Origin of the sequence: Alteromonas sp. I10 (assembly GCF_003201515.1) — a bacterium.
Lineage (GTDB): Bacteria > Pseudomonadota > Gammaproteobacteria > Enterobacterales > Alteromonadaceae > Alteromonas > Alteromonas macleodii.
In genome coordinates, this window is record NZ_QJJN01000001.1 from 605,835 (window position 1) to 625,598 (window position 19,764).

Here is a 19,764-nt window from a genome sequence, read left to right on the forward strand (position 1 = left end):
TGCTGAACAAAACGGGAGTACAAACAAAAAAACCGCTCAAAAGAGCGGCTTTTTCAAGAATATGGCTGGGGTAACAGGACTCGAACCTATGAATGGCGGGATCAAAACCCGCTGCCTTACCAACTTGGCTATACCCCAATATTGGTGCGGAAGGAGAGACTTGAACTCTCACGCCGTGAAGCACTGGAACCTAAATCCAGCGTGTCTACCAATTCCACCACTTCCGCAATGTAGACTTCCAATTAAGGAATAAGTAAAAGTTGGTGGCTACGGCGAGATTCGAACTTGCGACCCCATCATTATGAGTGATGTGCTCTAACCAACTGAGCTACGTAGCCTAAACTTTTATCTTCAATAAAAAGCCGCTCGATGAGCGGCTTCTCAAGAATTTGGCTGGGGTAACAGGACTCGAACCTATGAATGGCGGGATCAAAACCCGCTGCCTTACCAACTTGGCTATACCCCAAATGGTGCGGAAGGAGAGACTTGAACTCTCACGCCGTGAAGCACTGGAACCTAAATCCAGCGTGTCTACCAATTCCACCACTTCCGCGTAGACGCTAGCTATAATAGTCATTCAAAAAGAATGGCTGGGGTAACAGGACTCGAACCTATGAATGGCGGGATCAAAACCCGCTGCCTTACCAACTTGGCTATACCCCAGTCGTGGTGCGGAAGGAGAGACTTGAACTCTCACGCCGTGAAGCACTGGAACCTAAATCCAGCGTGTCTACCAATTCCACCACTTCCGCGCAGCTAGACTTTCCTAAAAGAGATAAGTGAGAATTGGTGGCTACGGCGAGATTCGAACTTGCGACCCCATCATTATGAGTGATGTGCTCTAACCAACTGAGCTACGTAGCCTTGCTATTCTCTTCCCTCTCAGGAAGTGGCGCGTATTATGCGTATATGACTGGCAACCGTCAACCCCTTTTTTACTAACTTTTTTTAAATGCTCATTAAGTGTGCGCATTAGGGCGAAATACGCGCAAAAAGCCGTGAAATTGAACAACTTGCACGAAATAAGCTAGCTATTTACCACGCTTTGTTACTGGTTTTTGTTTGGTAATAACATACGTCAATAGGGCGCGGGCCATACGTATTGTCATGAAAAAACGGGTTATCTAAGTTTCTTCCTGTGTTTGCCCGTTTTTTATATTCTTCATGATGCGGTGTTTGTAAGAAATAAGGTGCCGCGTTGTTTGCATGCACAAAAGCCTGCTTAATTTTGCTTTCTTGCGTTATATCATCTAGAACGCCACCTCTGTCCAAATTCCCTCGCGGTAATTTTTGAAGTATATCCATACCTTGGACTACACGACCTACGACCGACATATTTCTGTCTAAGTGTCGTGGTGCTTGCCCAATCACAATATAAAACTCCGTACTGGCTGTATCTTTCTCGCTATTGCGAGCAAACGCCACAACACCTGGGCAATGAAGTCCCCACATTTCTTTTCGGCTTTTATCAATGCCTACTGGAAAGCCATCTAAAAATCCGGTGTTAGGCGCAAACATATCTTGATTCTCAACCACGTTTACATTGCTATTAAGCGGTTGCGTAAATTCAGCGTTAATAGGTTTAAGCAGATTCGGCGGAAATTGTGATGCGTCATGCGTATCGTTGCTGCCTGCCTGTGCCACAAACCCGTCTACTACACGATAAAATGCTTGTTCGTTATAAAAGCCTGCGTCTATTAAACTTTTAAACCTGGCCACATGTTTTGGTGCAAGGGTAGGGTGAAGCGCAATAACTACATCGCCATATGCAGTTTTAAACGTCACAGTATTACTCTGAGGAACTTGATACCAACTGGCAGTGTTACTTGCTAATGCTGGTGCCTTTTCAACAGCATCGCTACTGATTTGTGAATTCACTGGATTAGTTTGAGGTTCACTGGCAAAAGAAAAATTAGCCAGGCTTAACAAGCACAACACTTTAATTGAGGTTCTTGATACTGAAAATCGTTTGGCGTGCTGTGATTTGCTGCAAGTTAAAGGGCGTGAAGCGCAAAGCTGATTAATAGTCATTACAAAAGCCGTTAGTTTTTTACTAGTTATATCAGGCCTATGTGCGCTTCACAATTATTCGCTAGAAACAAAAAAGCCACCTTGCGGTGGCTTTAGTAAACAGTGCTAATTTCTACAATAGAAATTACACGTTAAAGCGGAAGTGAATAACGTCACCGTCTTTAACAATATAGTCTTTACCTTCTAAACGCCATTTGCCTGCGTCTTTCGCACCTTGCTCGCCATTGAACTCAACGAAGTGCTCGTAGCTTACGATTTCAGCGCGAATAAAGCCTTTTTCGAAGTCGGTGTGAATTTTACCTGCCGCTTGTGGTGCAGTTGAGCCTTCAGGGAAGGTCCACGCACGTACTTCTTTTACGCCTGCAGTAAAATAGGTTTGTAGTGTAAGAAGACTGTAACCCGCACGAATTACGCGGTTAAGACCTGGTTCTTCTAGACCCATGTCTTGCATAAACTCTTCGCGTTCGTCGTCTTCAAGCTCAGCAATATCAGACTCAATTGCCGCGCACACTGCAACTACAGTGGCATTTTCGCCTGCTGCAATTTCTTTAACCTGATCAAGATACGGGTTGTTTTCAAAACCGTCTTCATTCACGTTTGCAATGTACATGGTTGGCTTAAGGGTAAGCATGTTCATGTAGCTGATTGCCGCAAGCTCTTCTTTAGTCAGCTCAAGTGAACGTAGTAACAAGCCTTCGTCTAGGTGCGGCTTAATCTTCTCAAGCACTTTCATTTCGTACTTGGCATCAGCATCGCCACCTTTTGCGCGCTTAGCAACACGGTGAAGTGCTTTTTCTGTTGTTTCTAAGTCGGCAAGTGCAAGCTCGGTGTTGATAACATCGATATCGTCTTTAGGGCTAACGCGACCTGCAACGTGAACAATGTTCTCATCATCAAAACAGCGTACTACGTGACCAATAGCGTCAGTCTCACGGATGTTAGCAAGGAATTTGTTTCCTAAACCTTCACCTTTAGAAGCACCTTCAACCAAGCCAGCAATATCTACGAATTCCATGGTAGTAGGAATAACGCGCTGAGGTTTTACGATTTCAGCCAACTTGTCCAAACGAAGATCTGGCACAGGAACAACACCTGTGTTTGGCTCGATAGTACAAAACGGGAAGTTTGCCGCTTCAATACCTGCTTTAGTTAATGCATTGAAAAGTGTTGATTTACCTACGTTTGGTAGGCCAACAATACCGCATTTAAAACCCATGGTATGGATCCTTAGTTTGGAAAAGTTATAACTGGCTAGGTTTACCCTTTGTGCGAGTGTAACCTGTTTTGTGCTTGCTTAAGGTCTTCTTTCAGCAAAATTTCTGTACAGCGTACCGCTTCATCGATGGCACTTTCAATGGCTGCTTTTTCTTCTGCTGGTGGTTTTCCAAGAACATGGCCGGTAACGCGGCTTTTATGACCTGGATGACCAATACCTATGCGCAAACGCAAAAAATTCTTGTTGTTACCCATTTTAGCCACAATGTCACGCACGCCATTTTGACTAGAGCTTCCGCCCACTTTGTATTTTGCAACACCTGGGGGTAAATCTAACTCGTCAAACGCTACTAATATTTGTTCTGGTTCTATGCGGTAAAAGTTAGCCAGTGCTGCTACGGCTTGTCCACTTTTATTCATAAAGGTAGTGGGGTAGAGCAAACGGATATCTTTGCCTGCAATGGTAATGCGAGCAGTTTTACCGAAGAATTTGGTTTCTGGTTTTAGCGGGGCGTTGTAGGTGTCGGCTAGTTGGTTGAGAAACCATTCACCGGCATTGTGTCGGGTATTTTCATATTCGGGGCCTGGATTACCCAGACCCACGATAAGGCGGATATCAGCCAAGAGGATTATTCCTCAGAAGCTGCTTCTTCGCCGTCTTCTTCTGCGTCAGCCGCTTTAGGAGCAGGCTTAACAGTTACAACCGCTAGGTCGTGAGCTTCGTCGTTCTTCGCAAGTTCTACTGAAGAAACGCCAGCTGGAAGAGTTAGGTCAGAAAGGTGTAGCGTTTGACCCATTTCAACACCAGCCATATCTACTTCGATGAACTCAGGAAGGTTCTTAGGTAGACAAGTAACTTCGATTTCAGTTACGTGGTGCTCAGCAATACCGCCAGCTTTAACAGCTGCAGATTTTTCTTCATTTACGAAGTGAAGTGGTACGTTAGTGTGAACGTCTTGACCAGCGATTACACGTTGGAAGTCAATGTGTGTGATCTTTGGCTTGAACGGGTGACGTTGCATATCTTTAACTAGAACTTCAACAACTTTACCGTCAAGGTTAATCTCAAGAACGTGAGAATAAAACGCTTCAAAGTCAGCAGAGTTGTTTACTTTGTTATGATCTAGTGTGATAGAAACTGGTGCTTCTTCACCACCGTAGATGATACCAGGAAGCTTGTCTTCGCGACGTAGGCGGCGGCTCGCACCTTTCCCTAGGTCTGTACGAACAGAAGCGTCTAGTTTGAAATTTGCTTCAGACATTGTCTGTCTCCAAAAATATAAGTCTAATGATGTGAGCTTTTGCGACCAAAACCCACGGTAAAATGATGTGAATTACGTTTAAAAATAACTTTTTATGCGCAATAAAACACCAGCCCAAAATTCAAGGGCGGCGAATTCTAACACCACCTACCAAAACATACAATTACAAAGGCAGATAAAATATCCAACCAAGCTAATGCAAGTATTTGCGTTACTCACAATAAAAGAAGCGCACCTTGGCGCGCTTCTATCATAATTTATAGAGAAAAGCACTTTGCTAAGACTAACTTGTCCGTTAATGTCTCTTTCCTATGGCTTCACAAGGTCAACAGGCCTTGGGAACATAGCAACTTTTTACACAAGCGTTTACTTCGTCAGCACAACTCTGTAATGGGCTTTACCTTCTCTTAATCGCGCAATAGCCTCATTTACGTCATCAAACTTGAAGGTTTCGGTCACAGGTTCAATATTGTGGTGTGCAGCGAAATCTAGCATGGTTTTAATGGTCGCGGGGCTTCCCACTGGCGAACCTGACACACTTTTCTGACCACCAATTAAGTTAAACGCACCAATATCTAGAGGTTCAAGGGTGGCGCCTACAAAGTGAAGTCGGCCTTTCGGTGCCAATGTAGATAGGTACAAATTCCAGTCTAGCTTCACATTTACAGTTGAAATAATTAAGTCAAACCGACCGCGCGCTTTTTTAATCTCATCTTCATCACGGCTATTAATCGTATCTGACGCACCTAGCTCTAGCGCTTCCGTCTTTTTAGATTCGCTAGAAGTGAACGCTACTACCTTACATCCCCACGCATTTAAAAACTGCAGGGCAAGATGACCCAGGCCGCCAATACCAACTACACCCACTTCACTCGCTGGGCTAATACCAAACTGGACTAATGGGTTGAAGACGGTAATACCTCCGCAAAAAAGAGGGCCTGCCTTTGTGCTATCGATAGCATCGGGAAGGGGAATAACGGCACGTGCTTGGGCGCGGACTTTATCTGCAAATCCACCGTGACGACCACCTATGGTCATCGTAGCATCGGCACACAGGTTATGATCGCCTTCTTCGCAGGTTCTACAACTATTGCAGTAGCCTGAATGCCAGCCTAAACCGACACGCTGTCCCACCTTAAGTGACGTTACATGTTCACCTATTTGGCTAATTGTGCCGACAACCTCGTGACCAGGCACAAAGGGATATTCTGTCATGCCCCATTCATTATCGAGCATGCTTAGGTCGCTGTGGCAGATACCACAGCTTTCAACGTCTATTTCAACGTCATGTGAGCCAAGCTTACCGGGGTCGTATTGAAACTTTTCCAGTTTTCCACCCGCTTCTTTAGCGGCATATGCATTTATCATCAATAACCGTCCTTTTAAGTGTTGCAGTGCAACATTCACGCGTACGCAAAAATTCTATAATTGCTAAATCGCTAGCTTAATTACCTTTATGAGTAATTTGCTACACGCAAAGCTATATTCGCGATCATTGTGTTTGCAGGTTATCAATGACTTTACTGGTATCGAGTACTTTAACGCTTGATACTTGAAGCACCGTACCGAATTGTGTAAAGGTCATCATATCAGGTTTAGGCGTACCTTTAACTTCAACAATAAGGCCGTTCTTTTGATAGGTTTCATCTAAGCCATGTAGCGTATAACGATCGCCGTTTTCAGCAATAAAAGCATAAAAACCGCCTTCGAGATCTTTATAAATAATACTGCCCTTCATGGTGACTTCACCTTTTGCATTATCTTCTACGGCTTCAGCCTGAGTAACTGGTTCGGCTACCAGTTCCTTGGGCATAGACGCCTTGTCGTTATCTTGAACTGTTGAAGGTTTGTCTTTCATTTCAGTTCCTTGTTTCTCAAGATCTGCTTGTTTCACTGAGTCGTCATCTCCAGAGCAGCCCGCTGTATTAAAAAGGGCAGCAATTACTGCAACAAGGCATAGTGTTTTTGTTTTCATTTTATGTCCTTAATATTAGTTTTAACGCACAACGATTCTTAACGTTAAACCTAAAATTGATGAAAAGAAAGTCACATTAACGAGTCGGAAAACGGCAATAAAGTATATTTAAGGCGTAAACGGAATGTGTTTGGCTTGATGTACTGTTCTTATTTTTAAGGTGATGTTCGCTTTCAAAGAAAAAAGAAAGGTAAAAAAAGAGCCGGCGCCACTTACATGGGCCAGCTCTTTGGTAGGAGTAACAATATTTAAATTTTAGTATTCAAACATTGCTGAAATAGACTCTTCGTTGCTGATACGACGAATAGTTTCTGCAAGCATCTCAGATAAAGTAAGCTGTTTTACTTTTCCAATTTGCTTCATCTCTGCACTTAATGGGATAGAGTCGGTAACGATAATTTCGTCAATAACAGACTCTTTAAGATTATTTGCAGCATTGCCTGAAAAGATAGCGTGAGTTGCGTAAGCATAAACACGACGTGCGCCATGTGCTTTAAGTGCTTCAGCTGCTTTTGCAAGCGTACCGCCTGTATCAATCATGTCATCGACAATGATGCAGTCTCTGTCCTTTACGTCACCAATGATGTTCATTACCTGAGCCACGTTCGCTTTAGGGCGACGCTTATCGATAATGGCAAGGTCGGTGTCGTTAAGTAGTTTCGCAGTAGCACGTGCACGTACAACACCGCCAATGTCAGGAGAAACGACTACAGGGTCGGCAAAGTCACGTCTTACCATGTCAGCAAGAAGGATAGGAGTACCGAATGCGTTATCCACCGGAACATCAAAGAAACCTTGAATCTGTTCGGCGTGTAGGTCGATAGTAAGTACGCGGTCAACACCAACGTTAGACAGGAAGTCAGCCACTACTTTCGCAGTAATTGGCACCCTAGCTGAACGAACACGACGGTCTTGGCGTGCATAACCAAAGTAAGGAATTACTGCTGTAATACGACCAGCTGATGCGCGACGTAGTGCGTCGATCATCACAATAAGTTCCATAAGGTTATCGTTAGTAGGCGCACACGTAGACTGGATAATAAAAACGTCCGAGCCACGGACGTTTTCATGAATTTCTACGCTGATTTCACCGTCACTGAAACGGCCAACTTTGGCATTTCCAAGTTTGGTGTAGAGGCGATCGGCAACTTTCTGGGCAAGTTCTGGTACGGCATTACCTGCAAAGAGCTTCATATCTGGCACAAGTGGTTCCTCAGTGCGTTGATAAAAGAGGTTTGGCTGGGGTAGCAGGACTCGAACCTACGAATGGCGGGATCAAAACCCGCTGCCTTACCAACTTGGCTATACCCCAATTTTTAAGTTCTTGTCCGATGTGGCGTACACGCTATCTTTGTTGTTCTAATTTGTCTAATAGTGGTGAGCGATTCACACCTTTTGCGACAAAACTCTGCCAGGTTTCAGGCATTTGAGCCCTAACTTGTTCGGCTAAAGTGTAGTCAGAAAAAGTGGCAAACACGCATGCACCTGTGCCCGTCATTCGCGACGGTGCGTAGTGTACCAACCACTGTAATAATTTTGCAACTTCAGGATAGCGATTCGCGACTAATTGCTGACAATCATTCCAAGTTTTTTCAAATTTATAGTCTTCCCAACGTATCGCAGGTGTATTTCTGGGCAAATCCGGCGAGGTGAACACTTCGGCTGTGCTGACATGAACATTTGGGTTCGCTACAAGAAAATACTGTTCTTTTTGGGGAGCTGGCGTTATCTCTTCTCCAACGCCTCCTGCAAATGCCGTTAGACCTCGCACAAAAATAGGTACATCAGCGCCTAAAGATAACCCAAGCTCAGCCAGTTCATCTTCACTTAGCCCTGTGTTCCAAAGGTGATTAAGCGCCACTAACGTGGTTGCTGCATTCGATGATCCCCCGCCAATGCCGCCCCCCATAGGAAGGCGCTTATCTAACGAAATAACGGCACCTTTATTCCATTTTGTTTTTGTTGCCAGCAGTCGCGCTGCTTTTACAATTAAATTGTCATCGTCTGGCACACCATCAAGAGGTGTTTCCATGCGAATGGCTGTGTCGTCTGTACTTATGTCAAAGGCGAGTGCATCGCCGTAATCCAGCATTTGAAACAGACTTTGAAGCTGGTGATAGCCGTTGTCGTAGCGGCCAAGTATATGCAAGAAAAGATTCAGTTTAGCGGGGGAAGGCCACCAATCTTTATGTTCTGAAACAGATGAGTTCACTACAGAGTCCACTGATAAATTTTAATTTTAAGCTGAGTATTAGGCATGTCCGGCGTTTCATTCTGGGTAAGCGTTATGCTGTGAGGCAACCATACAGATGTGCCATCATCTAGCTCAACACTACCGTAGTTACCGTAAGCAACTTGCCAATTGCGGCAACCTTGGCAATAGCTCTCTAGGGTATTAACCAACCCTTTTTCAGTTAGGGTGAATTTATCACCGTCTAGCGGTAAGCCTTTTACCCAAGACAACAGTGATTCCACCGGAATGACCATTCCCGTAATCTGATAAATAAGTGGTTCTGGTAAAGCATCTACATACGTTTCACCGTCAGCCTCTAATACCGACTGCTGCTGGGTAACGTTAAGGTTAACCAGACTTACCCCTAAAAAATTGGTTAATCGAAAATCAAAATCACCGGAATCGTTTTTCCAGACTAAATTAAGGCTGGCCGCTTCTTTTCCTTGGCGAAATGCAATTTTTCCGCGCATTTGCCACTGATGTACTTCAGCGACTTTTTCAAGTTGGGCCGTGAGGTTTACCGCGTTTTCTGGGCCTTTGGGAGCAGTTGTGCATGCGCTCAGTACGAAGCAGAGAAACAACAGTAGGGAAATAAAGCGAATCATTAAGGCGCGTTACCTGTATAAAAATAAAACACATTTAATTGTGACATTATGGGAACACAGTTTCACCAACACTTTCAATCATTTTGGGTTTTTCGTACAATGCCGCTCCGACGTTGCCAGCACAGATTTTAATGACTTTACTCGCCCTCGGTATTAACCACAAAACAGCACCAGTAGCACTTCGCGAAAAAGTGGCCTTTACACCAGATTCTCTGGTGGAAGCGCTTGCGAGTTTAAAAAAGCTGGAAGGCGTAGATGAGTCTGTCATTGTATCGACCTGTAACCGCACTGAGCTATACGTTAATACTCAAGACGACACAGGCCAAAAGCTTTTACAATGGTTAAGTGATTTCCATCACTTGGATGTAGAAGAGATTGTCAATAACAGCTATGTGCTCGCGCAGGATGAAGCGGTAAAGCACATTATGCGTGTAGCCAGTGGACTTGATTCACTGATTTTGGGAGAACCTCAAATCTTAGGTCAGGTGAAGCAGGCGTTTGGTGATGCAAAACACTCAGGTATGGTGAGCAGCGAATTTGATAAGCTGTTTCAACATACGTTTTCGGTGGCGAAGCGAGTTCGCAGTGAAACAGATATAGGTGCAAACGCGGTAAGCGTGGCTTATGCAGCCGTTCAGTTGGCCAAGCATATATTCGCTGAACTACCAAAACGTTCAGTGTTATTAGTAGGAGCTGGCGAAACCATTGAACTTGTGGCTCAGCATTTGAAAGAGCAGGGCGTGAGCTGTTTGGCGGTGGCGAATAGAACCGTAGCGCGAGCAGAAGCCTTAGCCGAAACACTAGATGCGAGTGTGTTTACCTTATCGCAAGTGCCAGAGCACTTAAAAGACTTTGATATCGTGATAAGCTCTACCGCTAGCCAACTGCCCTTAATTGGCAAGGGTATGGTGGAGAAAGCCCTTAAACAGCGCAAAAATATGCCGATGTTTCTGGTGGACCTTGCGGTACCACGAGATATCGAATCAGAGGTTAACGAGCTAGGCGATGCCTATCTTTATACTGTTGATGACCTGCAGCATATTGTTCAGAAGAATTTAGAAAACCGCGAGCAAGCAGCAAAAGAAGCGGAAAAGCTCATCGACAAACAAGCTGGCGACTACATGACGTGGAAGCAGTCGCAGCAATCGATAGATTTAGTAAGACAGTATCGCCAAAAAGGCATGGCACAGCGTGACGATATTGTGGAAAAAGCCAAAGCGCAATTAGCGGAAGGTAAAAATGCCGAAACGGTATTAGAAGAAATGGCGTATAAATTAACCAATACGCTATTGCACCCAACAACCTTAGCGTTACGCGAGGCTGCCATGCACGATGACCCGGCATTGAGCCGATGGATGGGACAGGCATTAGATTTATCTGACTTTTCGTCAGACGATAGTAAATAAGGTAATAAGAAGCATATGAAAGAGTCGGTAGTTAGGAAACTCGAACACTTAGTCGAGCGTTTCGAAGAAGTTCAGGCGTTGTTAGGCGACCCTGGAGTTATCGGCGATCAGGATAAGTTTCGCAACTTGTCAAAAGAGTTCAGTCAGCTAGAAGATGTAGTGGCAGGCTTTAATGCTTATCAGCAAGCACAAGAAAACTTGGCTTCAGCGCAGGAAATGCTGAATGAAGACGACGCCGAAATGCGCGAGATGGCGCAGGAAGAGATGAAAGATGCCAAGGCGGAAATTGAGCGCCTTGAAACTGAACTTCAGGTGTTACTTCTGCCAAAAGATCCTAACGATGATAACAACTGTTTCTTGGAAATTCGCGCTGGTGCGGGTGGTGACGAAGCGGCAATATTCGCAGGTGACTTGTTCCGCATGTACAGCCGCTATGCCGAAAGTCGTGGCTGGCGTGTAGAGTTGGTTAACGCCAATGAAGGTGAGCACGGCGGTTATAAAGAAGTCATTGCGAATGTTAGCGGCGATGGCGTGTACGGCGTATTGAAATTCGAGTCGGGCGGTCACCGCGTACAGCGTGTACCAGAAACCGAATCACAAGGCCGTATCCATACCTCGGCATGTACCGTGGCGGTATTACCAGAAATTCCAGAGTCGCAGGCAATTGAAATTAACCCTGCAGAGCTTCGCATCGATACCTTCCGTGCATCAGGTGCGGGTGGTCAGCACGTTAACAAAACCGACTCGGCGATTCGTATTACTCACTTGCCAACAGGCTTGGTAGTGGAATGTCAGGACGAGCGTTCACAGCACAAAAACCGTGCGAAAGCGATGTCGGTACTTCAAGCGCGCTTAAATCAGATTGAAGAAGAGAAGCGAGCAGCAGAAGAGGCTTCTACTCGTAAGAGCCTAGTCGGTAGCGGCGACCGCTCTGAGCGAATTCGTACTTATAACTTCCCGCAGGGGCGTGTAACCGACCACCGTATCAACCTGACTATTTATCGTTTAGACGAAGTGGTGGAAGGTGACCTTAAGCAGCTTATAGACCCAATTTTGCAAGAGCATCAGGCCGATCTGCTGGCCTCTCTTTCTGACGAATAACGCTGTCTTGTTACACAAACTGTTTATAGAAAAACAATGCGCATAGACAACGCCTTAACATGGGCTGCTGAGCAACTAGAGGGTGGGGAGTCACCCTCTATTGATGCCAAAGTCATGTTGGCGAACATTCTAGGTAAGTCACAAACTTACCTATTCACATGGCCTGATAAAACCTTGGATGCCGCCCAGAAAGCCCAATTTGAAGCGGATGTGGCCAAGCGTAAACGGGGTGAGCCAGTGGCGTATATTATCGGCAAGCGTGATTTCTGGACCCTGTCACTGTTTACCTCGCCAGATACCTTAATTCCACGACCGGATACTGAAGTCTTGGTTGAGCAGGTACTTAATTGGGTAAATCAACAATCCTCTGCATCCCTATCAATCTGTGATTTGGGAACCGGCACGGGCGCTATTGCGTTAGCATTAGCGAGCGAACTGCCAGAAGCATCCGTTACTGGCGTAGACTACCAAGAGGGGGCGGTGAAGCTTGCTACCCGCAATGCTCAAGCTAATAGCATAGCCAATGCGCATTTTGTGCAAAGTGACTGGTTTAGTGCGCTGGCAGGTCAAACCTTCGACATTATTGTTTCAAACCCACCTTACATAGAAGAATCCAGTCCATACCTTAATGAGGGCGACGTGCGTTTTGAGCCTAAAACAGCATTAACTTCGGGTAGTGATGGTCTAGACGACATTAAACACATAATCAATAACGCACCTCAATACCTCAATAAAGGCGCGCTGCTCGCATTCGAACACGGTTTTGACCAAGGGGCAGCGGTTAACGCTTTGCTTGCAGATGCGGGATTTATAGACGTCAAAACTATTAAAGACTACGGCGACAATGACCGTGTAACGCTAGGACAGTGGCAGTAGGTTTTAACCTTCAAAGAAGTTATCTTTTCTGTAGTTATCAAAATTTAATTGCAAACTTGCTAATATTTTGTTTTACATTAGTATCTATTAAGCGGTTGTAAGACCTCAAAAAGCACTAAGTTAAACAATCTCTTACACTACAGGACGTACCAGATGAATGATGACTTTCTTTTCGCAGAAGATGACGATGAAAATGAAGTAGATGATCTGGGTAGCTGGAAAGTACTCATTGTTGATGATGAACCCGAAGTACACGCCGTTACCAAGCTGGCGCTAAATGACTTTAGTTTAAATGGCAAAACCCTTGAGTTTGTTAGTGCCTATAGCGGAGAGGAAGCGAAGGCCATTTTCAAAACCCATGATGATATCGCCGTTGTGTTACTTGATGTTGTTATGGAGACTGATGACGCCGGTCTTAAAGTGGCGGAGTATGTTCGTAACGAATTAGACAATCATTTCACGCGTATTATTTTGCGTACTGGACAACCTGGCCAAGCCCCTGAAAAAGATGTCATCATTAATTACGACATCAACGACTACAAGTCGAAAACCGAACTGACCGCGCAAAAACTCTTTACTGTTATCATTGCAGCGCTCCGCTCATATCGAGATATTATCGTTATCGAAGAAAATAGACGCGGCCTTGAAAAAATTATAGATGCGTCTGTGGATTTATTTTCCTCCCGTTCCCTCGAAAAGTTCATGCAGGGCATCATTCAACAGTTGGCGTCTATTCTGGGCTGTTCAAAGGATGCAGCCTACATTACTACAGCGGTGGCAACCACATCGCGTACTATTAATACCAGCAACAACAAACTGGGTGACGACGAACTATATGTTTTTGCTGGCAACGGTGAGTACGCCAGTAAGGAAGGTGTGCCTTTAAAAGACGCGATTAGCGCACAAGAATATGCCCTGTGCGCAAGAGCCATGCGCGATAAGCAAATTGTTTATGCAGAAGATCACGTTGTGGCTTATTGCAACAGTAAAAGCCACAATGGCGCACTCTTGTACTTGTCAGGATTACCGAGACGAATAGGGGAAAGTGATCGTCATCTGGTAAAACGCTTTTCAGACAGTGTTCAGCTTGCTTTTGACAACGTACTTAAAACCGTAGATGTTGAAGCGACGCAGAAAGAAATAATTGAGCGTTTAGGTCGAGCGTTAGAGCATGAGTCAAATGCATCAAATAATCTCACAAGAATGGTTGAAATGGCGCAACTGTTGGCAGAAAAGGTTGGGCTGAACGAGCAAGACATCCACGCATTACGCCTTGCCGTGCCACTCCATGATATTGGGACGTCTATAGTGCCTAAATCTATTTTGCACAAAACGACGCCGTTAACCGAAGAGGAAGTATTTAAAATACGTCAGCATGCTGAATTTGGTTACCAGATCTTGCGAGATTCAAGCCGGCCCACTATCCAACTTGCAGCAATGTTAGCAAAGCAACATCACGAACGCTGGGATGGAAAGGGATATCCAGACGGGCTTAAAGGCGAAGAAATTGATATAAAAAGCCGTATTGCCACGTTAGTTGATGTGTTTGATGCACTGTTAAACGCAAGGCCGTATAAGCCAGCGTGGACAATTGATAAGGTTGAAGCCGTATTGAAAGAGGAAAGTGGCAAGCACTTCGACCCTGATTTAGTTCAGTGTATGCTAAATGACCTTCCGGCCTTTATGGCAATTCAAGCTCAATTCCCTGACGCATAATGATTTATTTCTCCGTTATTTACGTACTGTAATACGTTACAATAACAGCCTCTAGACAGGCGCCATAATTAAAACGAAGGCAGGTGCTACATGCACCTGTTTTTTTGAGTCTGCTACTCGTATTCTGAGTCTGTTGAATTTTGCATTGCTGTAAAACTAAATCGGCTCAATTAACACCTGTGTTAAAGTAACCAGAAGCAGCCTTACTATCTAATAAGAACAGGAACACATTATGTACATGATGGCTAAACACCTTCACATGACCGCCGTTGGCTTGAGCATATTATTTTTTGTCTTTCGCTTTATATGGAGTCAATTCGACGCTACAGCACTTAGCAAAAAATGGGTTAAAATTCTCCCTCATATCATTGATACCGTGCTATTAGCCAGCGCAATTTGGCTATGCATTATTTTGTCTCAATATCCTTTAGTTAATGCATGGCTCACATTTAAAGTTGTGGGCGTGGTGCTGTACATAGTGTTTGGATTGTTTGCATTGAAAAAAGCCAAAACAGCGTTAGGCAAATGGAGCTTTTTCGTAGCAGCGCTTGTTGTGCTTATGGCAACGGCTATGGTTGCTGTAACCAAACAACCTCTTTTTTAAGATTTAATTGGAAATAGATAATGTCTGAATCTCAACAGATTATTAATGTAGGTAACGTTGACGTTGCCAACCACTTGCCGTTTGTTCTGTTCGGTGGAATGAACGTACTTGAGTCTCGCGATCTCGCTATGCGTATTGCAGAACACTATGTTGAAGTAACGCAAAAGCTCAATATCCCGTACGTTTTTAAAGCCTCGTTTGATAAAGCGAACCGTTCATCTGTGACTTCTTACCGTGGGCCTGGCATGGAAGAAGGGTTGCGTATTTTTGAAGAAATTAAGTCGACCTTTAACGTTCCGCTTATCACTGATGTGCACGAACCGCACCAAGCAGCTCCCGTAGCTGAAGTGGTGGATGTTATTCAACTGCCTGCTTTCTTGGCGCGCCAAACCGACCTTGTGGTTGCAATGGCAAAAACCGGTAGCGTTATCAATGTGAAAAAGCCTCAATTCTTAGCACCGCATGAAATGCGTCACATCATAGGAAAACTAGGCGAAGCGGGGAACGATAAGGTTATTCTTTGTGAGCGTGGTAGCTGCTTTGGATATAACAATTTAGTTGTGGATATGCTTGGCATGGACGCAATGAAAGAATATGCCCCAGTAATATTTGATGCGACTCACGCACTTCAAATGCCGGGTGGCCGTGCGACGTCTGCAGATGGTCGTAGAGCGCAAGCTGCACAGTTGGCCAGAAGTGGTATGGCATTGGGTTTGGCAGGGCTATTTATAGAAGCGCATCCTAACCCTGATGAAGCACTATGTGATGGGCCTTGCGCACTGCCGTTGGCAAAATTAGAGCCTTACTTGCAGCAGATGAAAGCACTAGATGAATTGGTGAAAGGTTTTGACGCGTTAGATACAAGTAATACCTAAGCTAGTATTTGATGGCGTATGCCGGTGCAAGCACCGGCATGCGTATCAGGTGTGTGAGTTGCTTATTCCGCTTCAGAAACGTTTACGCGCTCTTCACCTTTTGTCATTGCTAATAAGTTCTTGTGAAGCTGAACTTGCGTCTCTTCAGCTAAAATCGCTTTAGACTGCTTTTTCACAACAATGTGCGCATCGTTTTCTGGCAGTACTTCGGCCATTTTTACGCTGGTCATTGCTGTGTTGATTAACGATTGTAGATTGATCTTTTCTGGTTGTGCGTTAGCATTTGCAGCAGCGCTTACAAAAGCCATTACAGAAACACTAGCTAAAAGTAATTTTTTCATTTTCACACCTAATAAAAATAATTAAATAATTGTTGATGAATGTTAAAATGTTTAACAAATGTTCATCATAAAATGCTGAAATTAAATGTTCTTTTTTAATTTCGGGTAAATTATAGTCAGTGGGTGGTGAAAAATAAAACGAGTAAAAGTATGGGTTGTCATTAGAAAAACTAATGAATTTGTCATGCTTCGGTCACACTGGATTAAAAACGATATATGCATCGACGTTTACCCCCTCTCAACGCCTTGAAATCGTTTGAAGCGGCTGCTCGCCATTTGAGCTTTACTAAGGCTGCCGATGAGCTGTTTGTTACGCAAGCTGCCGTTAGCCACCAGATAAAAGCGCTTGAAGATTTCTTATCGATGAAGCTATTTCTTCGAAGAAATAGAACCCTGCTTCTAACCGAAGAAGGTCAAGCTTATTTTCTTGAGCTAAAAGATATCTTCAAAAACTTACAAGATGCGACAGAAAGGCTACTTGCGAAGGGCAGTAAAGGTGCTATCACGGTAGCGATGCCGCCCAGCTTTGCGAGCCAATGGCTGGTACCCCGTATTCATAAGTTTAGCTTGGCGCATCCAGACATCGACGTACGCATCAAGGCAGTTGATTTCGATGAAGGCTTCTTAGAAGACGATGTAGACGTTGCGATATATTACGGTAAAGGTCGTTGGGCTGGTCTTCAAGCCGACCAGCTACATCGAGAGTTTCTAACTCCGCTTTGCTCTCCAATGCTTTTTCAAGGCCCCAAACCTTTATCCAGCCTGTCTGACTTAAGGCACCACGTGTTGCTTCACGACTTAAGCCGTACTGCATGGAAAAATTGGTTGAAGCATGTAGGTGTGGTTGGCGTAAACGTTAACCAAGGACCGGTTTTCAGTCACTCCATGCTAGTGTTGCAAGCCGCTGCACTCGGTCAAGGCATTGCGTTGGGTAACACGGTACTTGCAAGGCCGGAAATTGAAGCGGGAAGGCTAGTTATGCCGTTTGAAGAACGAGTGGAGAGTCGCGATGCGTTTTATCTCGTGTGTGAGGAATCACAGGCTGAACTAGGTAAGATTGCGGCATTTAGGGACTGGATTTTAGCGCTGGTCGAAGCTGAACAAGAGGACTTGTTGTAATATGACTAAGTTGAACACCATTGCTGAACAGCCTAGTTTTGACATTGAATTGCATGAAGCCGATAAGCCCTTAGCGTGTTTGATACTAGGCCATGGAGCCGGCGCCGGTAAGGAACATGAGTTCATGCAAGACATTGCGAAGGAACTTGTTGCTAGAGGTATATCAACCGTTCTTTTTAACTTTCCCTATATGCAAACCATAAAAGCTACCGGTAAGCGTAGGCCTCCCGATAAAGTCGATAAACTTATGTCACATTTTACTGCGGTGATTGAAACCTGCAGCAAAGATAACAAAGACTTGCATAACTTGCCTGTGTTCATCGGTGGAAAGTCGATGGGCGGGCGTATGGCGACCATGGTGTACGAAGCGGTGAGCAATGTAAAAGGCGCGATAGCGCTGGGCTATCCGTTTCACCCTCCTGGTAAGCCAGAAAAAACACGAACCGAACATCTGCAAACGGCGTCTAAGCCTTTGCTTATTATTCAGGGTGAACGAGATACCTTTGGTACAAAGAGCGAAGTAGAGGATTACAAAAAGCGCAGCGTATTATCTACAGACATTGAATGCGCCTATTTAGGCGACGGCGATCACAGTTTTAAGCCTCGCAAAGCAAGTGGCAAAACGCAGGAAGAACATATTGTTACCGCTGCCACGCTTACCGCTTCTTTTATTGAAGCCCATTTAAATAATTAATGGTTAATTAGAAATCAGAGCGAAAGACTAATTTAATGAAAACTGAAAAACTTAGGTTTGCCACCGTTGCTAAACCTTATCTTATTATTGGCGCATTGCTAGCGGGCCTTTCTGTGGTACTAGGTGCGTTTGGCGCACATGGTTTAAAAAGCGTATTAACTGCACAGCAGCTCAACACGTTTGAAATTGGCGTGCGTTATCAGATGTATCACGCATTAGCCTTGCTGCTTTTACCTGCGCTGTCAGGCGTTATCTCATCGACGTGGGCTAATCGGGTAGCGTTTTGTTTCGTTACCGGAACTGTGTTGTTTAGTGGAAGTTTATACGCGCTAGGAATAAGCAGCATAAAATGGTTTGGCCCGATAACCCCTTTGGGTGGCATGTTCTTTATTATTGGATGGGTGTTGTTAGTGATTGGACTGATAAAAGGTCATGATTTAAATAAGAAACAAAAAGAAGAGCAGAACAAAGCTCACCACACGCCGGGGAAAGGTAATGTCTAACACTAGTATTTTGGGTTATTGCCGACCTGGGTATGAAAACGATACGGCTAACGAACTTACATCTCGATATGGTGAAGCCCAATGTTATGGCTACCCAGTGTCGAAGAAGAACAGTGGCTTTGTACTTTATCATTTATATGATGCCACGCAGCTAGAGCAAACCATTACTCAGTTTGCTGTTCACGACAGTATTTTTCCTCGTCAGCTGGTGGCAGTTTTTGCCACTCTTACCGATATAGAAAAAGAAGACAGAGTAGGGCAAGTGCTTGAAGCCCTAAAAGAGGTAGAAAAACCATTTCAAATTTTTGGCGCCATAGACGTCGAATACCCAGATACAGAAGAAGGTAAAACCCTCGCAAAGTTCTGCCGAAAGTTTACTGTTCCTCTTCGCCAAGCCCTAAGAAAGGCGGGATGGCTCACCGCAAAGGAAAACTTAGGTAAACCAAAGCTACATATTTTCTTTGAGTCATTTGAGATTTGCCATATTGGCTATACATTACCCAGTCATGCTAGTGGCGATCACTTGGGTATTTGCCGGTTAAAGTTCCCAAGTGATGCGCCGAGCCGCTCGACGCTTAAACTTGAAGATGCTTTAGTGAATATGCTGAGCGACAAACAGCAGGCTAAGGTACTTCGAAGCGGTGGACGTGCCGTGGACCTAGGTGCATGCCCGGGTGGTTGGACATATCAGCTAGTGAAGCGCGGAATGTATGTTGAAGCTATCGACAATGGACTTGTAGCCGATAGTTTAATGAGCACGGGCTTGGTTGAACATCACGCGGCAGACGGGTTTACCTATCGACCACAATTTGGTCGTGTAGATTTGCTGGTATGTGATATGATAGAGCAACCCGATAGGGTAGCTAAATTGATGGGTGATTGGTTAGTTAAGCACTGGGCAACGCACGCAATATTCAATTTAAAGTTACCTATGAAACAACGTTATGAAACTGTAGTTGAAGCCATGACGTTGCTAAGAGGCCGATTAAATGCCTTGGAAGATGCATTTGCGGTGAAGGTGAGGCATCTCTACCACGACAGAGATGAAGTTACAGTAACAATTGTTCGCACTTCAAAAGATGAGGTGTGATTTTGTTATTTTTCAAAAAAGTGTCATTAATTAATAAGTTATTGATACTTAAAGAAAAGAATTGATGGTGGCGCGGATTTTGGCAAACGAATTTAAGGTTTATGCTAAAAAAGGTGTA

At 44.5% G+C, this 19,764-nt stretch carries 20 protein-coding genes and 9 tRNA genes; 10 read left to right on the plus strand and 19 right to left on the minus strand.

All coding sequences use genetic code 11. From position 1 onward, the window contains the following. Positions 1 to 62 precede the first annotated feature (62 nt). The 18 genes from BZA03_RS02600 to lolB form a co-directional block, all read right to left on the minus strand. Positions 63 to 138 (minus strand) — tRNA-Gln (locus BZA03_RS02600). Positions 139 to 142: 4 nt separating this feature from the next. After that, positions 143 to 227, minus strand: a tRNA-Leu gene (locus BZA03_RS02605). Between the two features lie 34 nt (positions 228 to 261). After that, positions 262 to 338 (minus strand) — tRNA-Met (locus BZA03_RS02610). Between the two features lie 52 nt (positions 339 to 390). Next, a tRNA-Gln gene (locus BZA03_RS02615) sits at positions 391 to 466 on the minus strand. Positions 467 to 468: 2 nt separating this feature from the next. Next, a tRNA-Leu gene (locus BZA03_RS02620) sits at positions 469 to 553 on the minus strand. Positions 554 to 587: 34 nt separating this feature from the next. Continuing rightward, positions 588 to 663 (minus strand) — tRNA-Gln (locus BZA03_RS02625). Between the two features lie 4 nt (positions 664 to 667). Further along, positions 668 to 752: transfer RNA gene (locus tag BZA03_RS02630), tRNA-Leu, on the minus strand. 35 nt (positions 753 to 787) lie between these two features. Then, positions 788 to 864 (minus strand) — tRNA-Met (locus BZA03_RS02635). Positions 865 to 1,035: 171 nt separating this feature from the next. After that, complete coding sequence (locus tag BZA03_RS02640) at positions 1,036 to 2,031, minus strand: peptidylprolyl isomerase (protein ID WP_110287892.1); 996 nt, start codon at positions 2,029 to 2,031, stop codon at positions 1,036 to 1,038. 124 nt (positions 2,032 to 2,155) lie between these two features. Next, a complete protein-coding gene (gene ychF, locus BZA03_RS02645; protein WP_110287893.1) occupies positions 2,156 to 3,247 on the minus strand; it encodes a redox-regulated ATPase YchF in 1,092 nt (363 codons plus the stop codon). Positions 3,248 to 3,288: 41 nt separating this feature from the next. Next, the gene (gene pth / locus BZA03_RS02650) at positions 3,289 to 3,870 is read right to left on the minus strand and encodes an aminoacyl-tRNA hydrolase (protein ID WP_039225631.1); all 582 of its coding nucleotides are present in this window, start codon (positions 3,868 to 3,870) and stop codon (positions 3,289 to 3,291) included. A gap of 5 nt (positions 3,871 to 3,875) precedes the next feature. Then, the gene (locus BZA03_RS02655; protein ID WP_014976150.1) at positions 3,876 to 4,508 is read right to left on the minus strand and encodes a 50S ribosomal protein L25/general stress protein Ctc; all 633 of its coding nucleotides are present in this window, start codon (positions 4,506 to 4,508) and stop codon (positions 3,876 to 3,878) included. Between the two features lie 366 nt (positions 4,509 to 4,874). Then, a complete protein-coding gene (locus BZA03_RS02660; RefSeq protein WP_110287894.1) occupies positions 4,875 to 5,876 on the minus strand; it encodes an NAD(P)-dependent alcohol dehydrogenase in 1,002 nt (333 codons plus the stop codon). A 124-nt stretch (positions 5,877 to 6,000) separates the two neighbouring features. Continuing rightward, positions 6,001 to 6,483, minus strand: a complete 483-nt coding sequence (locus tag BZA03_RS02665) for a ribose-phosphate pyrophosphokinase (protein WP_110287895.1) — start codon at positions 6,481 to 6,483, stop codon at positions 6,001 to 6,003. Positions 6,484 to 6,738: 255 nt separating this feature from the next. Then, positions 6,739 to 7,686, minus strand: coding sequence for a ribose-phosphate pyrophosphokinase (locus BZA03_RS02670; protein ID WP_014949014.1), 948 nt, complete (start codon positions 7,684 to 7,686; stop codon positions 6,739 to 6,741). A 33-nt stretch (positions 7,687 to 7,719) separates the two neighbouring features. Next, positions 7,720 to 7,795 (minus strand) — tRNA-Gln (locus BZA03_RS02675). Between the two features lie 33 nt (positions 7,796 to 7,828). After that, positions 7,829 to 8,695 carry a 4-(cytidine 5'-diphospho)-2-C-methyl-D-erythritol kinase gene (ispE, locus tag BZA03_RS02680; RefSeq protein ID WP_110287896.1) on the minus strand — a complete coding sequence of 289 codons (867 nt, stop codon included), beginning with the start codon at positions 8,693 to 8,695 and terminating at the stop codon, positions 7,829 to 7,831. Continuing rightward, positions 8,695 to 9,321 (minus strand): lipoprotein insertase outer membrane protein LolB, encoded by a 627-nt coding sequence (gene lolB / locus BZA03_RS02685; RefSeq protein ID WP_069944051.1) that lies wholly within the window; start codon positions 9,319 to 9,321, stop codon positions 8,695 to 8,697. Before lolB ends, ispE begins: the two co-directional genes overlap by 1 nt. 131 nt (positions 9,322 to 9,452) lie before the next feature. On the opposite strand from lolB, the gene hemA reads away from it, so the two are divergent. From hemA to kdsA, 6 genes are all read left to right on the plus strand, one after another. Next, positions 9,453 to 10,727, plus strand: a complete 1,275-nt coding sequence (hemA, locus tag BZA03_RS02690; RefSeq protein ID WP_110287897.1) for a glutamyl-tRNA reductase — start codon at positions 9,453 to 9,455, stop codon at positions 10,725 to 10,727. A 15-nt stretch (positions 10,728 to 10,742) separates the two neighbouring features. After that, on the plus strand, positions 10,743 to 11,828 hold the full coding sequence (prfA, locus tag BZA03_RS02695) for a peptide chain release factor 1 (RefSeq protein ID WP_014949018.1): 1,086 nt from the start codon (positions 10,743 to 10,745) through the stop codon (positions 11,826 to 11,828). A 36-nt stretch (positions 11,829 to 11,864) separates the two neighbouring features. Beyond that, entirely contained in the window at positions 11,865 to 12,704 is an 840-nt protein-coding gene (prmC, locus tag BZA03_RS02700; RefSeq protein ID WP_110287898.1) for a peptide chain release factor N(5)-glutamine methyltransferase, read from the plus strand. 153 nt (positions 12,705 to 12,857) lie between these two features. Then, positions 12,858 to 14,420 (plus strand): response regulator, encoded by a 1,563-nt coding sequence (locus BZA03_RS02705; RefSeq protein WP_014949020.1) that lies wholly within the window; start codon positions 12,858 to 12,860, stop codon positions 14,418 to 14,420. 232 nt (positions 14,421 to 14,652) lie between these two features. Beyond that, positions 14,653 to 15,024, plus strand: a complete 372-nt coding sequence (locus tag BZA03_RS02710) for a SirB2 family protein (protein WP_014949021.1) — start codon at positions 14,653 to 14,655, stop codon at positions 15,022 to 15,024. Positions 15,025 to 15,044: 20 nt separating this feature from the next. Continuing rightward, the gene (gene kdsA / locus BZA03_RS02715; protein ID WP_014949022.1) at positions 15,045 to 15,899 is read left to right on the plus strand and encodes a 3-deoxy-8-phosphooctulonate synthase; all 855 of its coding nucleotides are present in this window, start codon (positions 15,045 to 15,047) and stop codon (positions 15,897 to 15,899) included. A 62-nt stretch (positions 15,900 to 15,961) separates the two neighbouring features. On the opposite strand, the gene BZA03_RS02720 is transcribed toward kdsA, so the two are convergent. Beyond that, positions 15,962 to 16,240: a hypothetical protein gene (locus BZA03_RS02720; RefSeq protein WP_014949023.1), complete on the minus strand. Its 279-nt coding sequence runs from the start codon at positions 16,238 to 16,240 to the stop codon at positions 15,962 to 15,964. A gap of 216 nt (positions 16,241 to 16,456) precedes the next feature. On the opposite strand from BZA03_RS02720, the gene BZA03_RS02725 reads away from it, so the two are divergent. Genes BZA03_RS02725 through rlmM form a run of 4 tightly spaced genes read left to right on the plus strand, consistent with a single transcriptional unit; the run spans position 16,457 to position 19,646 of the window. Continuing rightward, complete coding sequence (locus BZA03_RS02725; protein WP_014949024.1) at positions 16,457 to 17,359, plus strand: transcriptional regulator GcvA; 903 nt, start codon at positions 16,457 to 16,459, stop codon at positions 17,357 to 17,359. 1 nt (position 17,360) lies between these two features. Continuing rightward, on the plus strand, positions 17,361 to 18,053 hold the full coding sequence (locus BZA03_RS02730) for an alpha/beta family hydrolase (RefSeq protein WP_110287899.1): 693 nt from the start codon (positions 17,361 to 17,363) through the stop codon (positions 18,051 to 18,053). A gap of 35 nt (positions 18,054 to 18,088) precedes the next feature. Next, positions 18,089 to 18,556 carry a DUF423 domain-containing protein gene (locus tag BZA03_RS02735; protein WP_110287900.1) on the plus strand — a complete coding sequence of 156 codons (468 nt, stop codon included), beginning with the start codon at positions 18,089 to 18,091 and terminating at the stop codon, positions 18,554 to 18,556. Continuing rightward, the gene (gene rlmM / locus BZA03_RS02740) at positions 18,549 to 19,646 is read left to right on the plus strand and encodes a 23S rRNA (cytidine(2498)-2'-O)-methyltransferase RlmM (RefSeq protein ID WP_110287901.1); all 1,098 of its coding nucleotides are present in this window, start codon (positions 18,549 to 18,551) and stop codon (positions 19,644 to 19,646) included. Before BZA03_RS02735 ends, rlmM begins: the two co-directional genes overlap by 8 nt. Positions 19,647 to 19,764: the final 118 nt, after the last annotated feature.